A 17,098-nucleotide genomic window follows, 5' to 3' on the forward strand; every position below is an offset into this window, starting at 1 on the left:
CATGTCCGGGAGCTGCCTCAACCCCATGAACTGGGGCGACTGCCTGAGTGACGCGGCGGGCGACGTCGGCATGAGCGTTGTGCAGAGCATCATCGACTGGTGCATCGACATGGCGGGAAAGGTCGCCGCAGCCGTCACCACCTGGTGGATCAAGGTGCCTACCGGCAACATCGTGCAGTCCAATCAGGACAACGGTCCGATCCAGTGGGTGTGGGCGCACACCCTCTGGATCACGACCTGGATCGCGGTGATGTCCATCCTCTTCGCGGCCGGCCGACTGGCGATCCAGCGCCGTGCAGAGCCGGCCGTGGACGTCGCCAAGGGCCTCTTCACCATGACCGTGACGACAAGCATGGCCCTCGGGGCGATCGGCATGCTCACCGAGGCCGGTGACCAGTTCTCCTCATGGATCATCAACCAGGCCACGGACCAGGACTTCGGCAGGGCCGTGGTGGGCTGGCTCACCGTCGCCTCGGAGAACCAGGGCGGGCCGATCCTCGCCCTGATCCTCGCCCTGCTCGCCACCCTGGCCTGCCTGGCCCAGGTCGCCCTGATGCTGGTCCGCACCGCCATGCTCATCCTGCTGTGCGGCACTCTGCCCCTGACCGCCGCCGTCTCCAGCACACCCTCCGGACGTCAGACCTTCCAGAAGACCGTCTCTTGGCTGATCGCGTTCCTGCTGTACAAGCCGGTCGCGGCGATCATCTACGCGACCGCCTTCCGCATGATCGCCTCGCTCAAGACGGACCCCGACTCCGGGGGGCTGGTCACGTCGGTGGCCGGCATCGTGCTGATGCTCCTGTCAGTGGTCGCTCTTCCGGCACTCATGCGCTTCATCACCCCGGTGGTCGGCGCCGCCGGCGGCGGGGGCGGCGGCGGAGGCGGCGCGGCCGCGATGGGGGCGCTCGCCAGCGGGGCGAAGGCCGTCGGCGGCGGCAGCAAGAGCGGTTCCGGTGGCGGCGGATCCGCCCGTTCAGGGCAGGGATCGAGCAAGGGCGGCTCCAACCCCAGCGGCTCCAAGTCGGTGCCCGCCCAGGGAGGCTCCTCCCAGGGGTCGCAGAGCTCCGGTGCGCAGGCACCCGCCCAGGGCGCCGCCCGGCAAGCCGCCGAGGGAGCGTCCCAGGGCCAGCAGGCACCCGCCCAGGGCGCGGCTTCCCAGGGAGCTGCCGCGCAGGGAGCTGCCACACAGGGTGCCGGGCAGGCGGGGGCGGCGGGGGCGGCGAAGGCCCACCCTGCGGCAGCCGCAGCCGAGGTTGCCCAGAAGACGCACTCCGCCATCAAGCAGAGCGCCGAGAACACGGCGAACGCGGGACAGCAGAGCGGGGGGCCCAGTGGCAGCGCTTGATATCGGCCGGCCCAGGACCTACGGGAACTGGCGCAAGCCCAGGTCGCCCGGCATCGGAGGTCTGGGCCTGGCCGGGACGATGGTCATGATGGCCGGGATGATCCTCGTGGTCATCTTCATGGCCATCGACTTCTTCCTGGCCATCGGAGCCGGCGTTCTCGTGGGGCTCAGCCTGCTACCGCTGTTGATCAAGGACAAGTTCGGCCGGAACGGCCTGCAGAGGGGGACTGCGCGCGTGGCGTGGTGGCGTGGGAAGAGTGCCGGTAAACGCATCTACCGGTCGGGCATCATCGGCCGTACTCCATACGGGACCTGCCAGCTGCCGGGGCTGGCGGCGGCCTCCAGCCTGGCGCAGTTCCAGGACGCACACAACCGCCCGTTCGCCATGGTGAGTCTGCCGAGCCTCAACCACCACTCCGTGGTGATCAGTTGTGACGCCGACGGTGCCTCGCTGGTCGACTCCGACCAGGTCGACACCTGGGTGGCGCACTGGGGCCAGTGGCTGTCCTCGCTGGCCCACGAGCCGGGTCTGGTGGCCGCGTCGGTGACGGTGGAGGCTGCTCCCGACCCCGGCAGCCGTCTCAGCGCCGAGGTCCACGGCCACCTCCACCCGGAAGCGCCGCCGCTGGCCCGGCAGGTGCTGGAACAGATCGTCGACTCCTACCCCGCCGGGTCGGCGCTGCTCACCACGCAGATCGCGCTGACGTTCTCCGGCGCGGCCCGCGGCAGCGCGCCGCGCCGGGACGTCGACCAGATGGCCGACGAGATCGGCGCGCGGCTGCCCGGCCTGACCGCCGGCCTGGCCATGACGGGGGCCGGCGCGGCCCGCCCGATGACCGCCGGCGACCTCGCCGAAACTGTGAGGGTCGCCTACGACCCGAGCGTGGCCACCCTGGTCGCCGAAGGCCGGGCCGCAGGCGGCACCGGCATCACCTGGGACGACGCCGGCCCGGTCGCGACCGAGGAGTTCTGGTCGCACTACCGGCACGACGGCGCCTGGTCGAAGGTCTGGTTCATGGGGGAGGCCCCCCGGGGCGAGGTGTTCTCCAACGTGCTCGCCTCGCTTCTCCTTCCGCACCCCGACGTGACGCGCAAGCGTGTGAGCCTGCTGTACCGGCCTCACGACCCGGCGTCCGCCGCGCGGATCGTGGAGAACGACCGCAAGGACGCGCTGTTCCAGGCACAGCAGGCGGCCGTCGCCGCGGCCCGGGACTCCGTGGCGGTCCGCGCCGCCGACCAGGCCGCGCAGGAGGAGGCGACCGGTGCCGGCCTGGTCCGTTTCGGCATGATCGTCACCGCGACCGTCATGGAGCGCGACCACTTGGCGAAGGCGGACGCCGTCGTCGAGAACCTGTCCACCCCTTCGCGCATCCGGTTGCGTCCGGCGCTCGGCTCCCAGGCCTCCGCCTTCGCGGCGGGGCTGCCGATCGGCATCGTTCTGCCCAACCACCTGCGCGTGCCCCAGGCGGTCCGGGAGGCGATGTGAGCAGGAAGCAGAAGACGCCCGCGCCGGCCAGGCCGCGTCGGCCCGGGATGCGCGGCTGGTCCGGATGGGGTGCCGGCTCGGTCGGCTACGTCGAGGCACCGGCCGAATGGCGCGGCACCACGGTGCAGGTCTGCGGACTCTGGCCGTTCGTGGCCGGGTCGGGCACCCCGATGGTCGGCGTGCCGATCGGACGCAACACCATCACCGGTGCCTCGTTGTGCTGCGACCCGATCAGCTGGTTCACCCGGGCCAACCTGATCCTCAACCCCAGCGAGTTCGTCCTGGGACGGCCCGGTCTGGGCAAGAGCACGATCGTGCGCCGCCAGGCGCTCGGTCTGGCGGCGTTCGGCACTCACCCGATGGTGTTCGGGGACCTCAAGCCGGACTACGTCGACCTGATCGAGGCGCTGGGCGGCCAGGTCATCAGCCTCGGGCGCGGGCGCGGCTACCTCAACGCACTCGACCCCGGCGCCGCCCAGGCGGCCGCCCAGCGACTGACCGGTGACCGGCGCCGCGCGGTGCTGGCCGACATCCACGGGCGGCGGCTGAACACGGTGTCCGCGCTGCTGACGATCCTCCGCGGCGAGCCGCCGACGGACCGCGAGGAGACGCTGGTCTCGGGCGCGCTCACGGTCCTCGACGAGCGGCACGAGGGCGTGCCGGTGCTCGCGGACCTGCTCCAGGTGGTCAAGGACGCCCCGGACGCGCTGCGCCACCTGGCACTGGACCGTGGCAATCTCGGCCGCTACCGGGACATCACCGAGGGCCTGGAGTCGTCGCTGACCGCCCTGCTGGGAGGCGGGCGGCTGGGCGACATGTTCGCGCGGCCCACGAGCGTCCCGATGGAGGTCGACCGGCCGGTCGTGTTCGACGTCTCGGCGATCGACGACAGCGAGGCGCTGCTGCAGGCCGCCGCGCTGCTGACGTGCTGGAGCTACGGCTTCGGCACCATCTCCGCGGTGCAGGCACTGGCCGACGCCGGCCTCGCCCCCCAGCGCCACTACTTCGTGATCATGGACGAGTTGTGGCGGGTCCTGCGCGCCGGGCGCGGCCTGGTCGACCGCGTCGACGCCCTGACCCGCCTCAACCGGCAGCGCGGTGTCGGCACCGCGATGATCACTCACACCATGAGTGACCTGCTCGCCCTCCCGACGGAGGAGGACCGGATGAAGGCCAAGGGCTTCGTGGAACGGGCCGGCATGGTCATCACGGGCGGTCTGCCGGAGGCGGAGATGCCACAGCTGACCCAGGTGGTGGGGATGAGCCGCGCCGAGCAGGAGATGGTCGTGGGCTGGTCCAGCCCACCGGCCTGGGACTCCTCGACGAACTCCGAGGCGGCCCCGCCCGGGCGCGGGAAGTTCCTGGTCAAGGTCGGCGGCCGGCCGGGCATCCCGGTCTCCGTGGAGCTCACCCAGGCGGAGCTGGCCATCAACGACACCAACCGGCGTTGGGCGGGCGTGCGATGACGGCCACCGAAGGGCGCCGGGGCCCGGTCTCCGAGGCCGGGCCGTTCATCGCGCTCGGCGTCCTGCTGCTGGTCGTGGCGAGCGCGGTCGGAGCATGGCTGGCCGCGCTGCTGGGGGCGAAGACGGCGGGCGTACCGGCCCCGCCGGCCAACCCGTTCGCCTTCGTCATCGGGCTGTTCAACGGCTCCTACCGCTGGCCGGGCACGTACGCGACCGTGATCGCGGCCGCGGAGGCGGTCGTCGTCGTCCTGGCCGCCGTGCTCGCCGCCTGGCGCACGACCCGCCGGCGCAAGCGGCCGAAGGTCGACCGCGCCGGACGGCACCTCGGACGGGGCAACGACCTGGCCCCGGTCAACCGCCGCGGCGCGGCCGCGACAGCCGCCCGGCTGGGCACCAAGTCGGACCTGCCCGGCGTGTTCATCGGACGGTCGATCCCCGGCGGCCAGCAGCTGTTCGGCAGTTGGGAGGACATGCACGTCGACATCTGGGGGCCGCGCACCGGCAAGACCACCCGCCGCGCGATCCCCGCGATCTGCGACGCGCCCGGCGCGGTGCTGGCGACCTCCAACAAGCGCGACATCGTGGACGCGACCAGGGGCGTGCGCGAGGCCACGGGCAAGACGTGGGTGTTCGACCCGCAGAACCGCGCGGGTGAGAGCCCCACCTGGTGGTGGAACCCCCTCAGCTACGTCACCTCCGTGGCCAACGCGCGGAAGATGGCGGCCCACTTCGCCAGCGGCTCCTCCGACGCCGGCGCGAAGACCGACGCCTACTTCACCCCCGCCGGCCAGGACCTGCTCGCGTACCTGATGCTCGCCGCCGCGGTCGACGGCAAGCCCATCACCCAGGTCTACACCTGGCTGACCCGGCCCAAGGACGACACCCCCGAGCGGATCCTGCGCCAGGCCGGCCACCACCTGCCGGCCGACTCGCTGAACGGCGTGATCACCGCGCCGGAGAAGCAGCGCGGCGGCATCTACGGAACCGCCATGCAGATGGCCTCCTGCCTGGTGAACCCGGCGGTCCACCCCTGGATCACCCCCGGGCGCGGCCCGGCCCGGCCCGAGTTCAGCCCGGCGGACTTCGCGGTGAGCACCGACACCCTGTACTCGCTCTCCCGCGAGGGCAAGGACAGCGCGGGCCCGCTGGTGACCGCCCTCACCGTCGCCGTCGTCGAGGCGGCCGAGGAGGCCGCCACGACCATGCCGGGCGGGCGCCTGTCCGTCCCCATCGTCGGGGTGCTGGACGAGGCCGCCAACGTCTGCCGGTGGGCCGACCTGCCCGACCTGTACTCGCACTACGGTTCGCGCGGCATCATCCTCATGACGATCCTGCAGTCCTGGGACCAGGGCGTGGAGGTCTGGGGCGAGAAGGGCATGGGCAAGCTCTGGTCCAGCGCGAACCGCCGCGTGTACGGCGGCGGCGTCTCCGACGCCAAGTTCCTCGGAGACCTCAGCACGCTGGCCGGCGAGTACGAGGTCGACACCTACTCGGCGTCCTACGGCGCCAACCAGGGCGGCGGGCTGTTCGGCGGCCGCTCCACCAGCCACAGCACCCGGCGCGAGCGCGTGCTCGACGTCTCCGACCTCGCGGCGATGCCGCCCGGCCGGGCGCTGCTCCTGGCCTCCGGCGCGCCGCCCGCGCTGGTGGAGACCGTGCCGTGGTGGGAGACCAGGCACGCCGAGGCGGTCAAGGCCTCGCTGTCCAAGTACGACCCGGGAGCCCGGTCGTGAGCGACGACGACTTCGACCTGTGGGACGACGAGGACGAGGACGAGGAGGCGCCGCCGGAGCCGGTGTTCGGAACCGTCGAGGAGTTCGTCGTCGACTACCTCGCCCCGATGGTGGCCCGGCGCCTCAACGGGGTGACGCTCACCTGGTGCCCGGACTGGTGGCTGCACGCGGAGGCGATCTCCCGGCTGAACGCGATGTGGCGCGCGTGGGAGAGCCTGCGCCTGGACCCGGCGCTCGGGATGTCCACCTGGTGGATCCACCACGCGGACCCGCAACTGCACGTCCTGCTGGACCCGGACAGCGGCCCGTTCAGCGCGTGCTCCCCGGTCGAGGGCCACTCCGAGCACCCGCCGCAGCCGCTGCCGACCAACCCGGCGGACCCGCGGATGTGGCTCGGTACGGCCTTCAGCACCACGGCGGCCGCCGAGCGGATCCCCGAGGACTGACGGCGCACCGCTGACGGCGGTGGGTTCCGGGACCACGGGGTCCCGGAACCCACCGCCGTCCTCCGTCTACCCCCCGAGGCCGTTGCCCTTCCCCCTGGCCGTGCCGCGGTGCGCCCCGGGAGCCGCGGTGCCCGGGGCGGCCGGGGGCGTCGCCGACGTCCGTCCGAGGGTCCGGTCGATGCGTTTGCCGGCTTCCTTTTCCGTCGGGCCGAGCGCCGTCCGCGCCCCCTGGGACAGCCGCTGCTTGCCCCTGGCGGCTTTGGCGTCGAGGGCCCTCTGGGAACCCTTGCTGCGCCCGGACGCCGATGCGGCCCGGCCCTGGGCCGGGCGCGCCGGGGCCGGCGTGGGGGCGGGGGCGGGGGCGGCCGGGGCGGCCGGCCCCTCCGGGACGGGCGGCGCGGTCCCGGCACCGGCGGCGGTGCCCGCGGCCGGTGGGGTGGTGGAGTACCCGGCCCACTGCGGGTCGTCGCCCCAGTCGCTCTGGTGCGCCTCGGTCACCTGTTCCCTGGTCATGCCCGGGGGCAGGGCACTCGGGTCGCTCGAATCGCTCGCCGCCAGGCGGTCGGCCTGGGCCTCGACGACGACCGCGGCGCGACTGTCGATGTCCGCCGAAGCCCGCAGCTGGTCCGCGCCCTTGGCCAGGCCGTCGATCCTCGCCTCCTGCCGGGCTGCGGCCTTCGGCGTCACGGGCTGCGGTCCCGACTTGATCTGCGCGATCCTGTCCTCGTTCCGCAGAGCCCGGTCGTTCTTCTCCAGCGCCCGACGTTGGAGTTCCAGCGCCTGCCGGCGCACGTGGTCCGGTTCGCTCTTCTCCCCGACGTCGGCCATGCTCTCCAACGCGCGCGCCGCCTCGGCCCGGTCGACGTCCCCGTGCAGCTCCATGCCGTAGTGGTTGACGAGCTGTTCGTTCACCGCGTCGAGCGCCTGGTCCCGGGCCGCCCCGTGCTGCCAGCCGTTGACCTCGCTCCACACCCCGGCGGCCTCGGCCGGGCTCGCCTCGGCCATCCAGCCCTGGTCCAGCCGGGCACGCAGTGACGCTCCGGCGTACACCAGGTCCGGGTCCTCACCACGCTGCTCGGCCTCCACGGCCTGCCCGTGCAGGCTCAGCCGCGCCTGGTGCAGACGCTCGCGCACGATCTCCCGCTGGAGGGCGTCGACCTGCCGGGTGTGCTCCCCCTCCGGCAACTCGGCCGGATCCGTGTCCGCCAGGCGGTCCCGTGCCTCCTGCCACTTCTCCGCGCGCTCACCGGCCCGCCGGTGCTCGGCGCCGACCGCGTGCAGGACCTCCCCGGCGCCGGCCTCCTCCGCGCCGGACACCACCCGGCGCTGGCGCTCCTCCGCGGCGTCGAGGATCTCCGGGACCCGCCGCGCCTCCACCACGGCGAGCGGATCCCGGCCGCCGACGGGGCCGCCCGTGTTCTCGTAGACGCGGATCACCAGGTTGTCGCCGAGCGGCGCGTCCGATCCGGCGGCCCACTGCTCGTGGGCGTGGGCGGCGACGAGGTCGGGGGCTTCCCAGTCGTGCCCGCGGACCTCGCCGGTGGCCAGCTGGGTGTCCGATGCCGGGTCCTCGATGACGTACAGGTAGCTGCTCTGACCGCTCTCGGCGGCCGCCTCCCGGCCGGCCCGCGCCCTCTCGTGCAGGTTCGGGTCGGACAGGGCGATGGCCCGCGACAGGTCCCGCACCGGCAGCATCTCGTCCGGGACGAGCAGTCCGTACTTCTCGTGGATCTTGGCCCGCATGTGGTGCAGCGCGGCGGCGGCCTGCGGATCGGAGCCGCCCCACTCGTAGGCCGTCTGCCAGGCCTGGCCGAGCGGGCGCATCCCCTCGGGAGTCGGTTCCAGGTCGTCCCAGAACCGTTCGTCGTAGGGCGCCCGCAGCCACGGCTCCGCGGCGGCGCGCTCGCGCCAGTGCTTCTCGGCCGCCGCCTCCCGTTCGCGCTCCCACCGCTCGTGGCGCGCCCGGGCGGCGTTCTCGGCGGCCATGGTGGCCAGCGTCAGGGCCAGCTTGACCATCGCGTCGGCGCTGTTGGCGACGGCCATCTCGACCTCACCGCTGTGTACCCGCTCGTACGGGTCGATCACGTCAATCCCCTCCCTCGTCGCTGTGGCGCGCCACGGCGTCCCGTCCGCGCGCCGCCATCAGATCTCCGCACCACTGCCCCGGGCGGGCGCGGCCGCCGTCGGCGCGGGCCGGGCCGGATCGGGCGGCGCCGCCGCGGGCGCGGCCACACCGGCCACCGGCTTCATCCCCAGGGAGGCGAGGTCGACCTGGGCACGGCCCGCGGCCTTCTCGGCCGCCGCGGCCGGAGCGGGCTGCGCCGCCGCCTCGCCCTGACGCCCGGCGGCGAACTCGCCGGCCGCGGTCGCGAACCTGGTCAGCAGCCGCTGGGTCACCCGGTCGGTCTCGAAGGTCCGCGCCAGTCGAGCCGTCGCCTTGGAGGCCACGTCGGCGGTGTCCCGGAGCACGGATCCGAAGAACTCCCGCCAGCGCCCGTCCTTGGAGATCTCCGGGTAGTGGTCCCCGGCGACCTCCTTGACGACCGCCTGGATCCGGTCGGGTCCCTCCACGGCCTTCTTCAGATCCTGCCAGGCCCGCCCGGGCTCGGACCTGGCGTAGTGCTGCGCCATCTGCTGCTGGGCCTGCTTGAACGCGCCCTTGTACCGGCGGGCCAGTTCGGGGAACACCTTGTCCGCCCGCGCGAGGTCCGTCCGCTCGGGCACCGGCGGCTGGGACGGCTCGGACGGGGCCGGGACGTCGTCGTCGAGGCCCAGGGCGGCCCGGGTCTTCGCGAGGGCAGTCATGTGGGCGTCGAACTCCCGGGCCACGAGGTCGGCGGCGTCGGGTGACAGGCGTTCGGAGAGGTACAGCCGGAACGCGCCGAAGGAGCTGTGCAGGTCGTCGTAGACGAGGTCGCCGAAGGCGGAGGTCGGCTCGTCCGTGGCGCCCGGCTCGTCCGCCGCCTCCGGTGCGGACACCGCCTCCGGTACCTCGGCGGCGACGGACCCGTCGGTACCGGGCCGGTCTATCGGGGGTTCGATCCTGGCATCTGTCACAGCGGTTCCTTCCGGTGATCCTCACTGGCCAGCGTATGGTGACGGCGAATCAGCGTCCCGCTCCGGGGCGCCGCCGCATCAGCGGGTACGGCCTGTTCCGCTCAAGCCGGCCGGTCCCCGTGCTGGTCGAGTGCCATCGCCAGCAAGGAGACCGCGTACGTCTCGTCCTCGGCGAGCCAGGGCAGGCCGTCGTCGGAGTCGATGACCGCCCGGCCGTCGATGAACGACGCCCAGCCGGCGCCGGACGTCTCGACCCATCCGGCCAGCTGCCGGTCCCGCCTGCGCACGGCGAACACGGTGCGGTCGTCCCAGCCCTCGATCAGGAACGCGCCGTTCTGCGCACTCCAGGTGGCGGTCGGGGCACCCAGGCCGCGCAGGACCGGCGCGGTCGACGTCCTCTCGGTGGCGAGCGCGAGGCGCAGCCGCTCCGGTGAACCGGCGGTGTCCGGCTTCGCGACAGACGCTCCACCCGATTCGACGCGCGTCGAATCGGAAGGGGTGTCGGGAGCGGTCGAGGTGTCTCCTGAACCGGCCCCCGATTCGACGCGCGTCGATTCCAGGGCGGAGCCGCCCGGGGCTACCGCGATCCCATCGGACACACTGGCCGGCACGGTCCGGGCAGTGGAGGCCAGTGGTGTCGGTGCGTCGCCCGCCGCCTGCGCGGGGGTGGGGGAAGTCGGGGCCGCGGGGCCACCGGAATCGACGCGCGTCGATTCCGGTGAGACCTCGTCGACGCTGGTCGCGGCGGCGAGGTCCAGGGCGGAGACGGGGCCGGCCTCCGCTGGAGCCGGTCCGTCGGCACCGGCGGGCGTGGGGGACGGGACGGCCGTGGCCGGAGCGCGGCTCGAATCGCCGCGCGTCGATTCGAGGAGGCCGTCGCCGCGGGCCGCGGCACCGGGCAATCCGACGCGCGTCGATTCCACCGGAGCGCCCTCACCGCCAGCCGAGGGGCCTGCGGAGTCCTCCCCGGCAGCGCCCTCCACGCGGGCGGCCACCATCTCGTGGCGCAGCACGTGAGCCCTGCGCACCAGGGCCTGCGCCGCGCTGATGACACTGCTCTCCAACAGGCCCAGCGCCCGGTCGCCACTCGCGTCCGGCCCACCCCGGCCGGCCTCGCCGAGCCGCTCCAGATAGCGGGCCGCGCTGCGCCGTATGCCGTCGGCCAGGCCCAGCAGCTCCTGGTCACCATCCTCCGCCGGGTCCGGAATTTCGACGCGCGACGAAATGAGGGCTTCCGCGACGGCGTTGCGCTGCTCTTCGGCGCGGCGTCGGCGGTAGGCCTTCGAGGAGCAGGAGCGGCCGCAGTAGACGGGCCGGCGGCCGGGGCCTGTGGCCCGCAACGGGGTGCCGCACTCCGGGCACGACGGCCCGGGGCCGGCGGGGGCGATTGCCCGCGCGTCCTTTTCCTCGGAGGTGTCGATTCCGCGCGCGTCGATTCCGCGTGAGAGGCCGGAGCCCCGTGCGTCGATTGCGTCCGAGGGGCCGGAGCCCCGTGCGTCGATTCCCCCGATGGAGCCGATTCCGCGCGAGTCGAAACTCTGTTCCATGGTTCGGGATCGTAGCCGTCTGCCCCGACAGGCCACGACCGGTTTGACGACCGCGCCCTGACACGCCGTCGGCCCGTCCGGAGACCGCGGTTCGCCCGGCGGCGGGTCAGGACGGCACGGCCGCGAAGAGACGCGCACCCAGCACGCACGGAGACAGACCGAGCCCGAACCCGCGGATTCCCGGGTACGGGTGCGACGGGTCAGTCCCGGTCATCCGGTACTGCCGAGGCGGCCAGACCGCCGGGACCGAGGCGACGGCGCGAAGCGGGTACGGCGGGCCGCTCGACGACGGGCCGCTCCATGACCGGGGCACGTTCGACGGCGAGCCGACGGGCCTGGCCGTCCGCCGGAACGGTCGTGGCGTCGGTTTGCTCGGAGGAAGGCAGCCACAACGGGCGCCGGCCAGAACTCATGACGGCCAGTCTCCCAGTTCCCACACCGTCCGCCGCCCGACCGCCCAACGTCCGACGGAACCGCTCGGCCGGGGCTCCGCGACACGACCCCGCAGCCCTACAGCTCCACGTCCATCCAGGCGACGTCGTTCAGCTCGACGTCGAGCCCGGCGGCGCGACGCCCGCCGTCCCCGAAGTAGTGCTCCCGCAAGGCGTCCGCGAGCAACGCCTCCTGCTCCGCCTGCGGAGCCCCGGCATCCCGCGCCGCGTAGAGACGGCGTGCCACCTCACCGGGCATCTGCTGCGTGATCACCCGGGGACGGGGGTCGTCCGTGGAGCCCCCGGCCGCGCTGAAACCGAACGTCGCGGAGATGTGCAGCATGAACCCCCGCTGCTCGGCCGCACGCCGCACACGCTGCCTCACTCGCGGCTGCCAAGCCGCCCGGACCTTTCTCTCGATGGCCTCGGCGGCAGCCGGCTTCGGGACCGCCTGCCCTTTGAGCCAGCGCTGCACGGTGCGCTGGGAGACACCCAGGTCGGTCGCGAGCCGCTTGGTCGAGCCCTTGGCCCCTCTGAGGAGGAACCGCATCCGGGCCTGGACGGACTGCGGGATCGGACGAGTCCGCTCGGCGCGCTCCAGACCCTCGTCGATCTCCCGGCTCACGCTGCTTCCTTCCCGGCCGCCGAAGCGGCGGCTACTGCTGGCTGATGGTCATGGTGCGGGCCCGTTCCCCGGTCCGGCTACTCGTCGTGGGAGACCCGGCCACCGCTCTTGATGTGCCGACCGGGATTGACTCCGTCCGCGAGCAGCTCCAGGACTTCCGGCATCGGCCGGGAGCCCTCGAACTTCACGTGCCCGGGCGACACACCCAGGCGCAGCGCGGTGGTGAGGGTGCCATCGGGGCGGGCGAGGACGTCCGGGGCGTCCGGGCCGGGGGAGGCGAAGACGGCGCAGTCGGAGAGGACGGCGAAGGCGTGCAGGCCGGTCTCGACGGCCATCTTGCGCAGCTTGCGGTGGAAGTCGACGGTGGCGGTGTCGATGACCAGGGCCCGCATCAGCGGGTCCCAGGTCGGGCGTTCCAGGGCGGCCCAGCGCTGGCCGGGCCGGTAGCCGTGTCCTCGGGGGCGCTCGCGGAACTTGCCGACGGTGCCCTTCGCGGTCTGCTTGATCGCGGTCAGGACCGCCAGTTCCGCCGCGTCGCCCTGACGCAGGCCGGCCATGGCGTCCAGGAACGCGAACGGGTCGTGGCCGGCGAGATCGAGCGGGACACCCAGGGCTGCCATCGTGTCCAGGTAGGCCTGGCGCAGGCGCTTGTGCCACGGATCGAGGTACGGGCCGGACTCGTGGCGCAGCCAGCCCTCGGCCGGCCGCACCTCGGCGCCGAGCTCGACGGCGTAGGCGACCTTCACCGTCGAATACCAGGCCGGTCCGGTCGGGCGGGAGCCGTCCGGCGTGAACGGGCTCGGGAGCAGCGGGTCGGTCTCCACGTGTGAGAGGTCGACCAGCCAGCTGCCGGGGATCTTCTTGTCGAAGGCCGGGCTGAGCTCGTGCACCGGCTTGCTGAGAGGAAGCGTCAGCCTGCCCGCGGCCGCGAGGAAGGCCATGTTCACATCGAGGCCGACCGCGTACGGCGCGGCCTGCTCGTTCTCGCCGAAGGGGCGGTGCCAGTCCCAGGCCTCCGTGACCAGCTCGCCGTCCGCTTCGCGGTCCTCGGCGAGCGGGTGCACATCTGGGACCTCCGGCGGAGCGGGGTCGAACGCCTCCTTGGGCCGGGAGCCCTCCACCGGGCCGGAGGCCCAGCCCGCCTCGGTGCGTACCGCCCGAGTCGGCGGGCGCAGCGCGGTGACGAGTTCGAGGCCGCAGACGGCGGTGGAGCCGCGGGGGGTGAGGACGCGGGTGGCGTAGGTGCCGAGCAGGCGGGCCAGGGCCGGGGCGTCCAGGCCGTCGGGGATCTGCCAGCCGCCGGAGGCGAGGGCGCCCCAGGCGGGGACGCACAGCTGGACGCATACGCGCTTGCCGTCCTCGGGGGTGCGGTAGACGCGGGCCCAGGGGCCGAGGCCGCGCTGGGTGAGCAGCCAGCCGGCCTTGGTCAGGGCCTTCACCTGCTTGTGGGAGTCGGGCAGGCGGCCCAGGCGCGGCACGAACTCGGTCTTCTCGTCCCGGCCCATCGGCGGCAGGCCGAGCTCGGCGAGGGCGGCGTCGGTCAGCACCACCAGGGCGTCGCCGTCCTTGCCGTGCCGGTGCAGCCGGCCCTGACCGAGCTTCGTCTCCAGCGCCCACTCGACCACCTCGGCGAGTGTCCGCCCACCCGGCGCGGTGGGCGCCGGGCCGCCGTCGGCCAGGTACGCGGCCAGGCCCCGGCCGTCTGCGGCGGTGTCCACGACGGCGAGCGGTCCCGACGGGAAGCGCGCGGCGGCCGCCGCTTCCCAGCCGGCCGGGCCCGCAGCCGTGGCGGTCTTCGCCGGGGTCTTGCGGGCGCGTGAGGGCTGTGAGGGAGCGGCCGGCCGCGACGTGCCGGTGGGGCGCGGCGCAGCCACCGGCGCGCTCCGGTGGGGCGCTCCGGCCGGGGGTGCCGGGATCTGCGGAGCGGGCCGGTGGACGGTCGTGTCGGCGGCCGGTGGGGCTGAGGCCGGCACGGCCGTGCACCGGCCGCCCATGTGCACCGGGCGGCCGCCGGAGCGGTACGGAGTCGGGCGCCCGCACCGTACGCACGGCGCGGGCGGCTCGGTGACGAGCTCCCCGGACGGGGAGCGGTCGAGCTCCACGGCCTGGTCCTGCTGCCCGCCGAACGCCGCCGGGACCACCGGGGCCGGGGCGGGAGCGGGGGAGACGGAAACCCGGGCCTCAGCAGGCTCCGCCGTGGCGGCGGGCTGCGCGGGCTCAGCCGCACCGGCCGTATCCGCAGGGCTCGAGGGCGGAGAAAGGACGAGGCCGGTGGCCTGCGCCCGGTGCAGCCATTCGGTGGGCTCCACGGTGCCGTGCCGCAGCGCCAGCGTCGCGAGGAACCGGATGTAGACCTCGCGCTTGGGCGGCCGGGGCTGCGTCGTCCCGGCCTCCCACCGCACGATCGTCTCCCGGCGGGTCTTCAGCGCGGCCGCCAGCTCCTCCTGCGTGTACTCGCCGAGCTTGCGCAGCCGCTCCCGCTCCGCAGGCATCGGCAGGTCCTCCACCAGGCGCGGACGCTCCAGCAGCGCGTCGATCGACGCGAACAGGTCATCACCCACGACCACACCTCCACCGCACACCCTAGTCTGAAAGTCACTTCTGGAACGCACATCGCTGGAGGCGCACCGAGACGTCCCTGGTGGTCTCAGGGGCGGATGCCTTGCTCAGGCGGCCGCCCGGTCGCTCCCGAGGTTCCACATGGTGTCCGGGCAGCTGGTCCGCACCTTGGAGGGGCAGCCAGGGCCGGGAGCCCGAGGCGGCCAAAGGGCCATTCCGAGCCCTGGAAGCCAGGCGTGCATTGACGGCCCTGGTCGCGAGATCGACCCCAGCCAGTTCCGGGCGGCCATCACCTCGAGCGGCTGCGGTGTCCCGAACCGGATTCGCGGCATCGCCCGAAGCGGTACCGGACCGCTCGGATTCCACGCCGCCCGGATGAGGTCGGGCCGGGAGCCGGGGCCTGGCGGCCCATCCGCACCCCAGGCCCGCCGGGTGCCAGCCGTCCCTGAGGTGCAGCCTGATGTGGCAGGCGTCGCCCTTGCTCGTGGGCCACCGGAGCACGTCGCGCATCGCGCCCCGGGCCGTCCGGCCGGGAGCCGCTGCCGCTGGCGACAGCCGGGTCCCGGGGCTACTCCCGCCATCCGGCCGTGCCGACGGCGGGTAGCGGCGGTCTCGCCGTGTGACCCAGCGGTCTTCGCCAGGGCGCTTGCGGCGGAGGTCCGGTGACGCCTGCTGTCGGCGCTCCATGGACAGCCCGCCGGCCCCAGGGGCCGACGGCCTCGCAACCGCGGCGCCGAACCCATGCCGACAGCCTGTCGGCCGGCAGCAACCGCCCGGTCATGCCGGGAGCGCGGAATCCAGGGCAGGCGAGGGATGTGACCCGGCCCGCGCACGGTGACCTCTGACGCCCCCAGCGCGGAGCCACCTCGGTCCTCCCCTGGCCCCACCCCCTGTACGACCAAAAGAGAGCGAGCTATGGCAATGCGCTTCGCTTATGGCGTTTTGAGGGGTCGTCATTCCGGGCCGGGCCGTGTATGCGCGTGTCCGTACGCTTGTCGCCGGGCCGCGTCTGCGGCAGGGCCGAGCCGCGCTGCCGACCGGTGTGCGGGGGTGGGCCGTCTCGACTGAGAGGAAGGAGCTGAAGTGGTTCGGGGGACACCTGGTCGTGCCCGCAAGCACTGCGTCAGTGTGCGTCTCAACGAGGAGGAGCTGGGGCGCTGGGAGGCGGCCCGGGACGCGACCGAGCGGAAGGAGCTGGGGGCGTGGACGCGTGCGGTCGTGGAGGAGGCTCTACAGGGCCATCCGGGGGTTCCGGGCGACGTGCCCAGGGTTCCGGAGGTCAATGAGGCGGCGTACGCGCAGCTGGTGCAGGCGGCGGCCCAGCTCAACGAGCTCGTGCGGCTGCTGCGCGGCAGCGGCCAGGCCGGCGCGGACATCGAGCAGGCGATCGCCGGTATAGGGGAGGCCGCGATGGCGGTACGCGGAATGGCGCCTGTCGAGCGGAAGCCCCGTCAGGGGTCCATATGATCGCGAAGATCACGAAAGGGCGCCGGGCATCGTCGGCCCTGCGCTACGACTTCGGCCCGGGCCGGCGTGAGGAACACGTCGACCCACGTCTGGTGGCGGGAAATGTGGTCGGCACCTCGAGCCAGGTGGCGGACATGATCGACCGCCACACCGCCTACCGCCAAGGCCTGTCCAGGCCCATCTGGCGATGCGCCCTTCGGACGGCCCCCGAGGACCGGATCATGGACGACGCCGAGTGGGGGAAGATCGCCGAGCACTACGTCCAGGCCATGGGCTACGGCCGCTGCCCATGGGTGGCGGTGCGTCACGGCGAGGACCACATCCACCTGACGATCAGCCGGCTCGGCTGGGACGGCACCCTCGTGCCGGACGGCTTCGACTTCAGGAAGTCCCGGCCGATCGTCCGCGGCATCGAACGCCGCCACCGACTCGTCAACGCGGAGCTGCGGAGCGACCGGATCGCCCCGCAGATCACCATGCAGGAACGCACCGCCAGCGAACGGCGCGGCAGCACGCATCCGGAGCGCGAGCAGGTTCGGTACCTGGTCAGGGTTGCCCGCGACACTGCGGGGGCCGGCGGTCGGCCCGCATTCGAGCAGGCGCTGGGGAAGGCCGGAGTCCTCTGGAGAGCCCACATCACCCCCGCCGGCGAGATGCGCGGCTACTCCTTCAGTGTCGCCGGATGGCTGGACGCGGTGGGTGTGCAGATCTGGGTGGCGGCCTCCAAGGTCGCCAAGGACCTGAGCTGGAACGAGCTGCGGGGCGCCCTCGATGGGGAACCTGCCAGGCCGGAGACGGCAGAACACTCATAGGGCGGGCCCTGGCCCGTCGCTGGCGCTCCGGGCGGGCCCTGGCCCGTCGCTGGCGCTCCGGGCGGGCCCTGGCCCGTCGCTGGCGCTCCGGGCGGGCCCTGGCCCGTCGCTGGCGCTCCGGGCG

At 73.6% G+C, this 17,098-nt stretch carries 12 protein-coding genes; 7 read left to right on the forward strand and 5 right to left on the reverse strand.

Annotated elements, in window-relative coordinates; translation table 11 throughout:
- Position 1: 1 nt before the first annotated feature.
- The 5 genes from ACFV04_RS19450 to ACFV04_RS19470 are packed head-to-tail and all read left to right on the forward strand — an operon-like array spanning position 2 to position 6,476.
- Positions 2–1,345 (forward strand): hypothetical protein, encoded by a 1,344-nt coding sequence (locus ACFV04_RS19450; RefSeq protein ID WP_380530467.1) that lies wholly within the window; start codon positions 2–4, stop codon positions 1,343–1,345.
- Entirely contained in the window at positions 1,332–2,831 is a 1,500-nt protein-coding gene (locus ACFV04_RS19455; RefSeq protein ID WP_380347742.1) for an SCO6880 family protein, read from the forward strand. The genes ACFV04_RS19450 and ACFV04_RS19455 overlap by 14 nt, the downstream gene beginning before the upstream one ends.
- The gene (locus ACFV04_RS19460; protein WP_380347744.1) at positions 2,828–4,297 is read left to right on the forward strand and encodes an ATP/GTP-binding protein; all 1,470 of its coding nucleotides are present in this window, start codon (positions 2,828–2,830) and stop codon (positions 4,295–4,297) included. The genes ACFV04_RS19455 and ACFV04_RS19460 overlap by 4 nt, the downstream gene beginning before the upstream one ends.
- Positions 4,294–6,030 carry a type IV secretory system conjugative DNA transfer family protein gene (locus ACFV04_RS19465; RefSeq protein ID WP_380530471.1) on the forward strand — a complete coding sequence of 579 codons (1,737 nt, stop codon included), beginning with the start codon at positions 4,294–4,296 and terminating at the stop codon, positions 6,028–6,030. Before ACFV04_RS19460 ends, ACFV04_RS19465 begins: the two co-directional genes overlap by 4 nt.
- A complete protein-coding gene (locus tag ACFV04_RS19470; RefSeq protein ID WP_380347748.1) occupies positions 6,027–6,476 on the forward strand; it encodes a DUF4913 domain-containing protein in 450 nt (149 codons plus the stop codon). Before ACFV04_RS19465 ends, ACFV04_RS19470 begins: the two co-directional genes overlap by 4 nt.
- Before the next feature lie 66 nt (positions 6,477–6,542).
- Here ACFV04_RS19470 and ACFV04_RS19475 read toward each other — a convergent pair whose 3' ends face one another.
- From ACFV04_RS19475 to tap, 5 genes are all read right to left on the reverse strand, one after another.
- Entirely contained in the window at positions 6,543–8,561 is a 2,019-nt protein-coding gene (locus tag ACFV04_RS19475) for a hypothetical protein (RefSeq protein WP_380530475.1), read from the reverse strand.
- Positions 8,562–8,618: 57 nt separating this feature from the next.
- On the reverse strand, positions 8,619–9,533 hold the full coding sequence (locus tag ACFV04_RS19480) for a hypothetical protein (protein ID WP_380530478.1): 915 nt from the start codon (positions 9,531–9,533) through the stop codon (positions 8,619–8,621).
- Positions 9,534–9,634: 101 nt separating this feature from the next.
- A complete protein-coding gene (locus ACFV04_RS19485) occupies positions 9,635–11,080 on the reverse strand; it encodes a hypothetical protein (protein ID WP_380530481.1) in 1,446 nt (481 codons plus the stop codon).
- A gap of 510 nt (positions 11,081–11,590) precedes the next feature.
- The gene (gene tpg, locus ACFV04_RS19490) at positions 11,591–12,136 is read right to left on the reverse strand and encodes a telomere-protecting terminal protein Tpg (RefSeq protein ID WP_380347754.1); all 546 of its coding nucleotides are present in this window, start codon (positions 12,134–12,136) and stop codon (positions 11,591–11,593) included.
- A 77-nt stretch (positions 12,137–12,213) separates the two neighbouring features.
- Complete coding sequence (tap, locus tag ACFV04_RS19495; protein ID WP_380530484.1) at positions 12,214–14,697, reverse strand: telomere-associated protein Tap; 2,484 nt, start codon at positions 14,695–14,697, stop codon at positions 12,214–12,216.
- Positions 14,698–15,823: 1,126 nt separating this feature from the next.
- Here tap and ACFV04_RS19500 point away from each other — a divergent pair.
- Positions 15,824–16,162 (forward strand): hypothetical protein, encoded by a 339-nt coding sequence (locus tag ACFV04_RS19500; protein ID WP_380530487.1) that lies wholly within the window; start codon positions 15,824–15,826, stop codon positions 16,160–16,162.
- Positions 16,159–16,974 (forward strand): relaxase/mobilization nuclease domain-containing protein, encoded by an 816-nt coding sequence (locus ACFV04_RS19505; RefSeq protein ID WP_380530490.1) that lies wholly within the window; start codon positions 16,159–16,161, stop codon positions 16,972–16,974. The genes ACFV04_RS19500 and ACFV04_RS19505 overlap by 4 nt, the downstream gene beginning before the upstream one ends.
- Positions 16,975–17,098: the final 124 nt, after the last annotated feature.

It is taken from the genome of Kitasatospora sp. NPDC059599 (genome assembly GCF_042735125.1).
Classification (GTDB): Bacteria; Actinomycetota; Actinomycetes; order Streptomycetales; family Streptomycetaceae; genus Kitasatospora.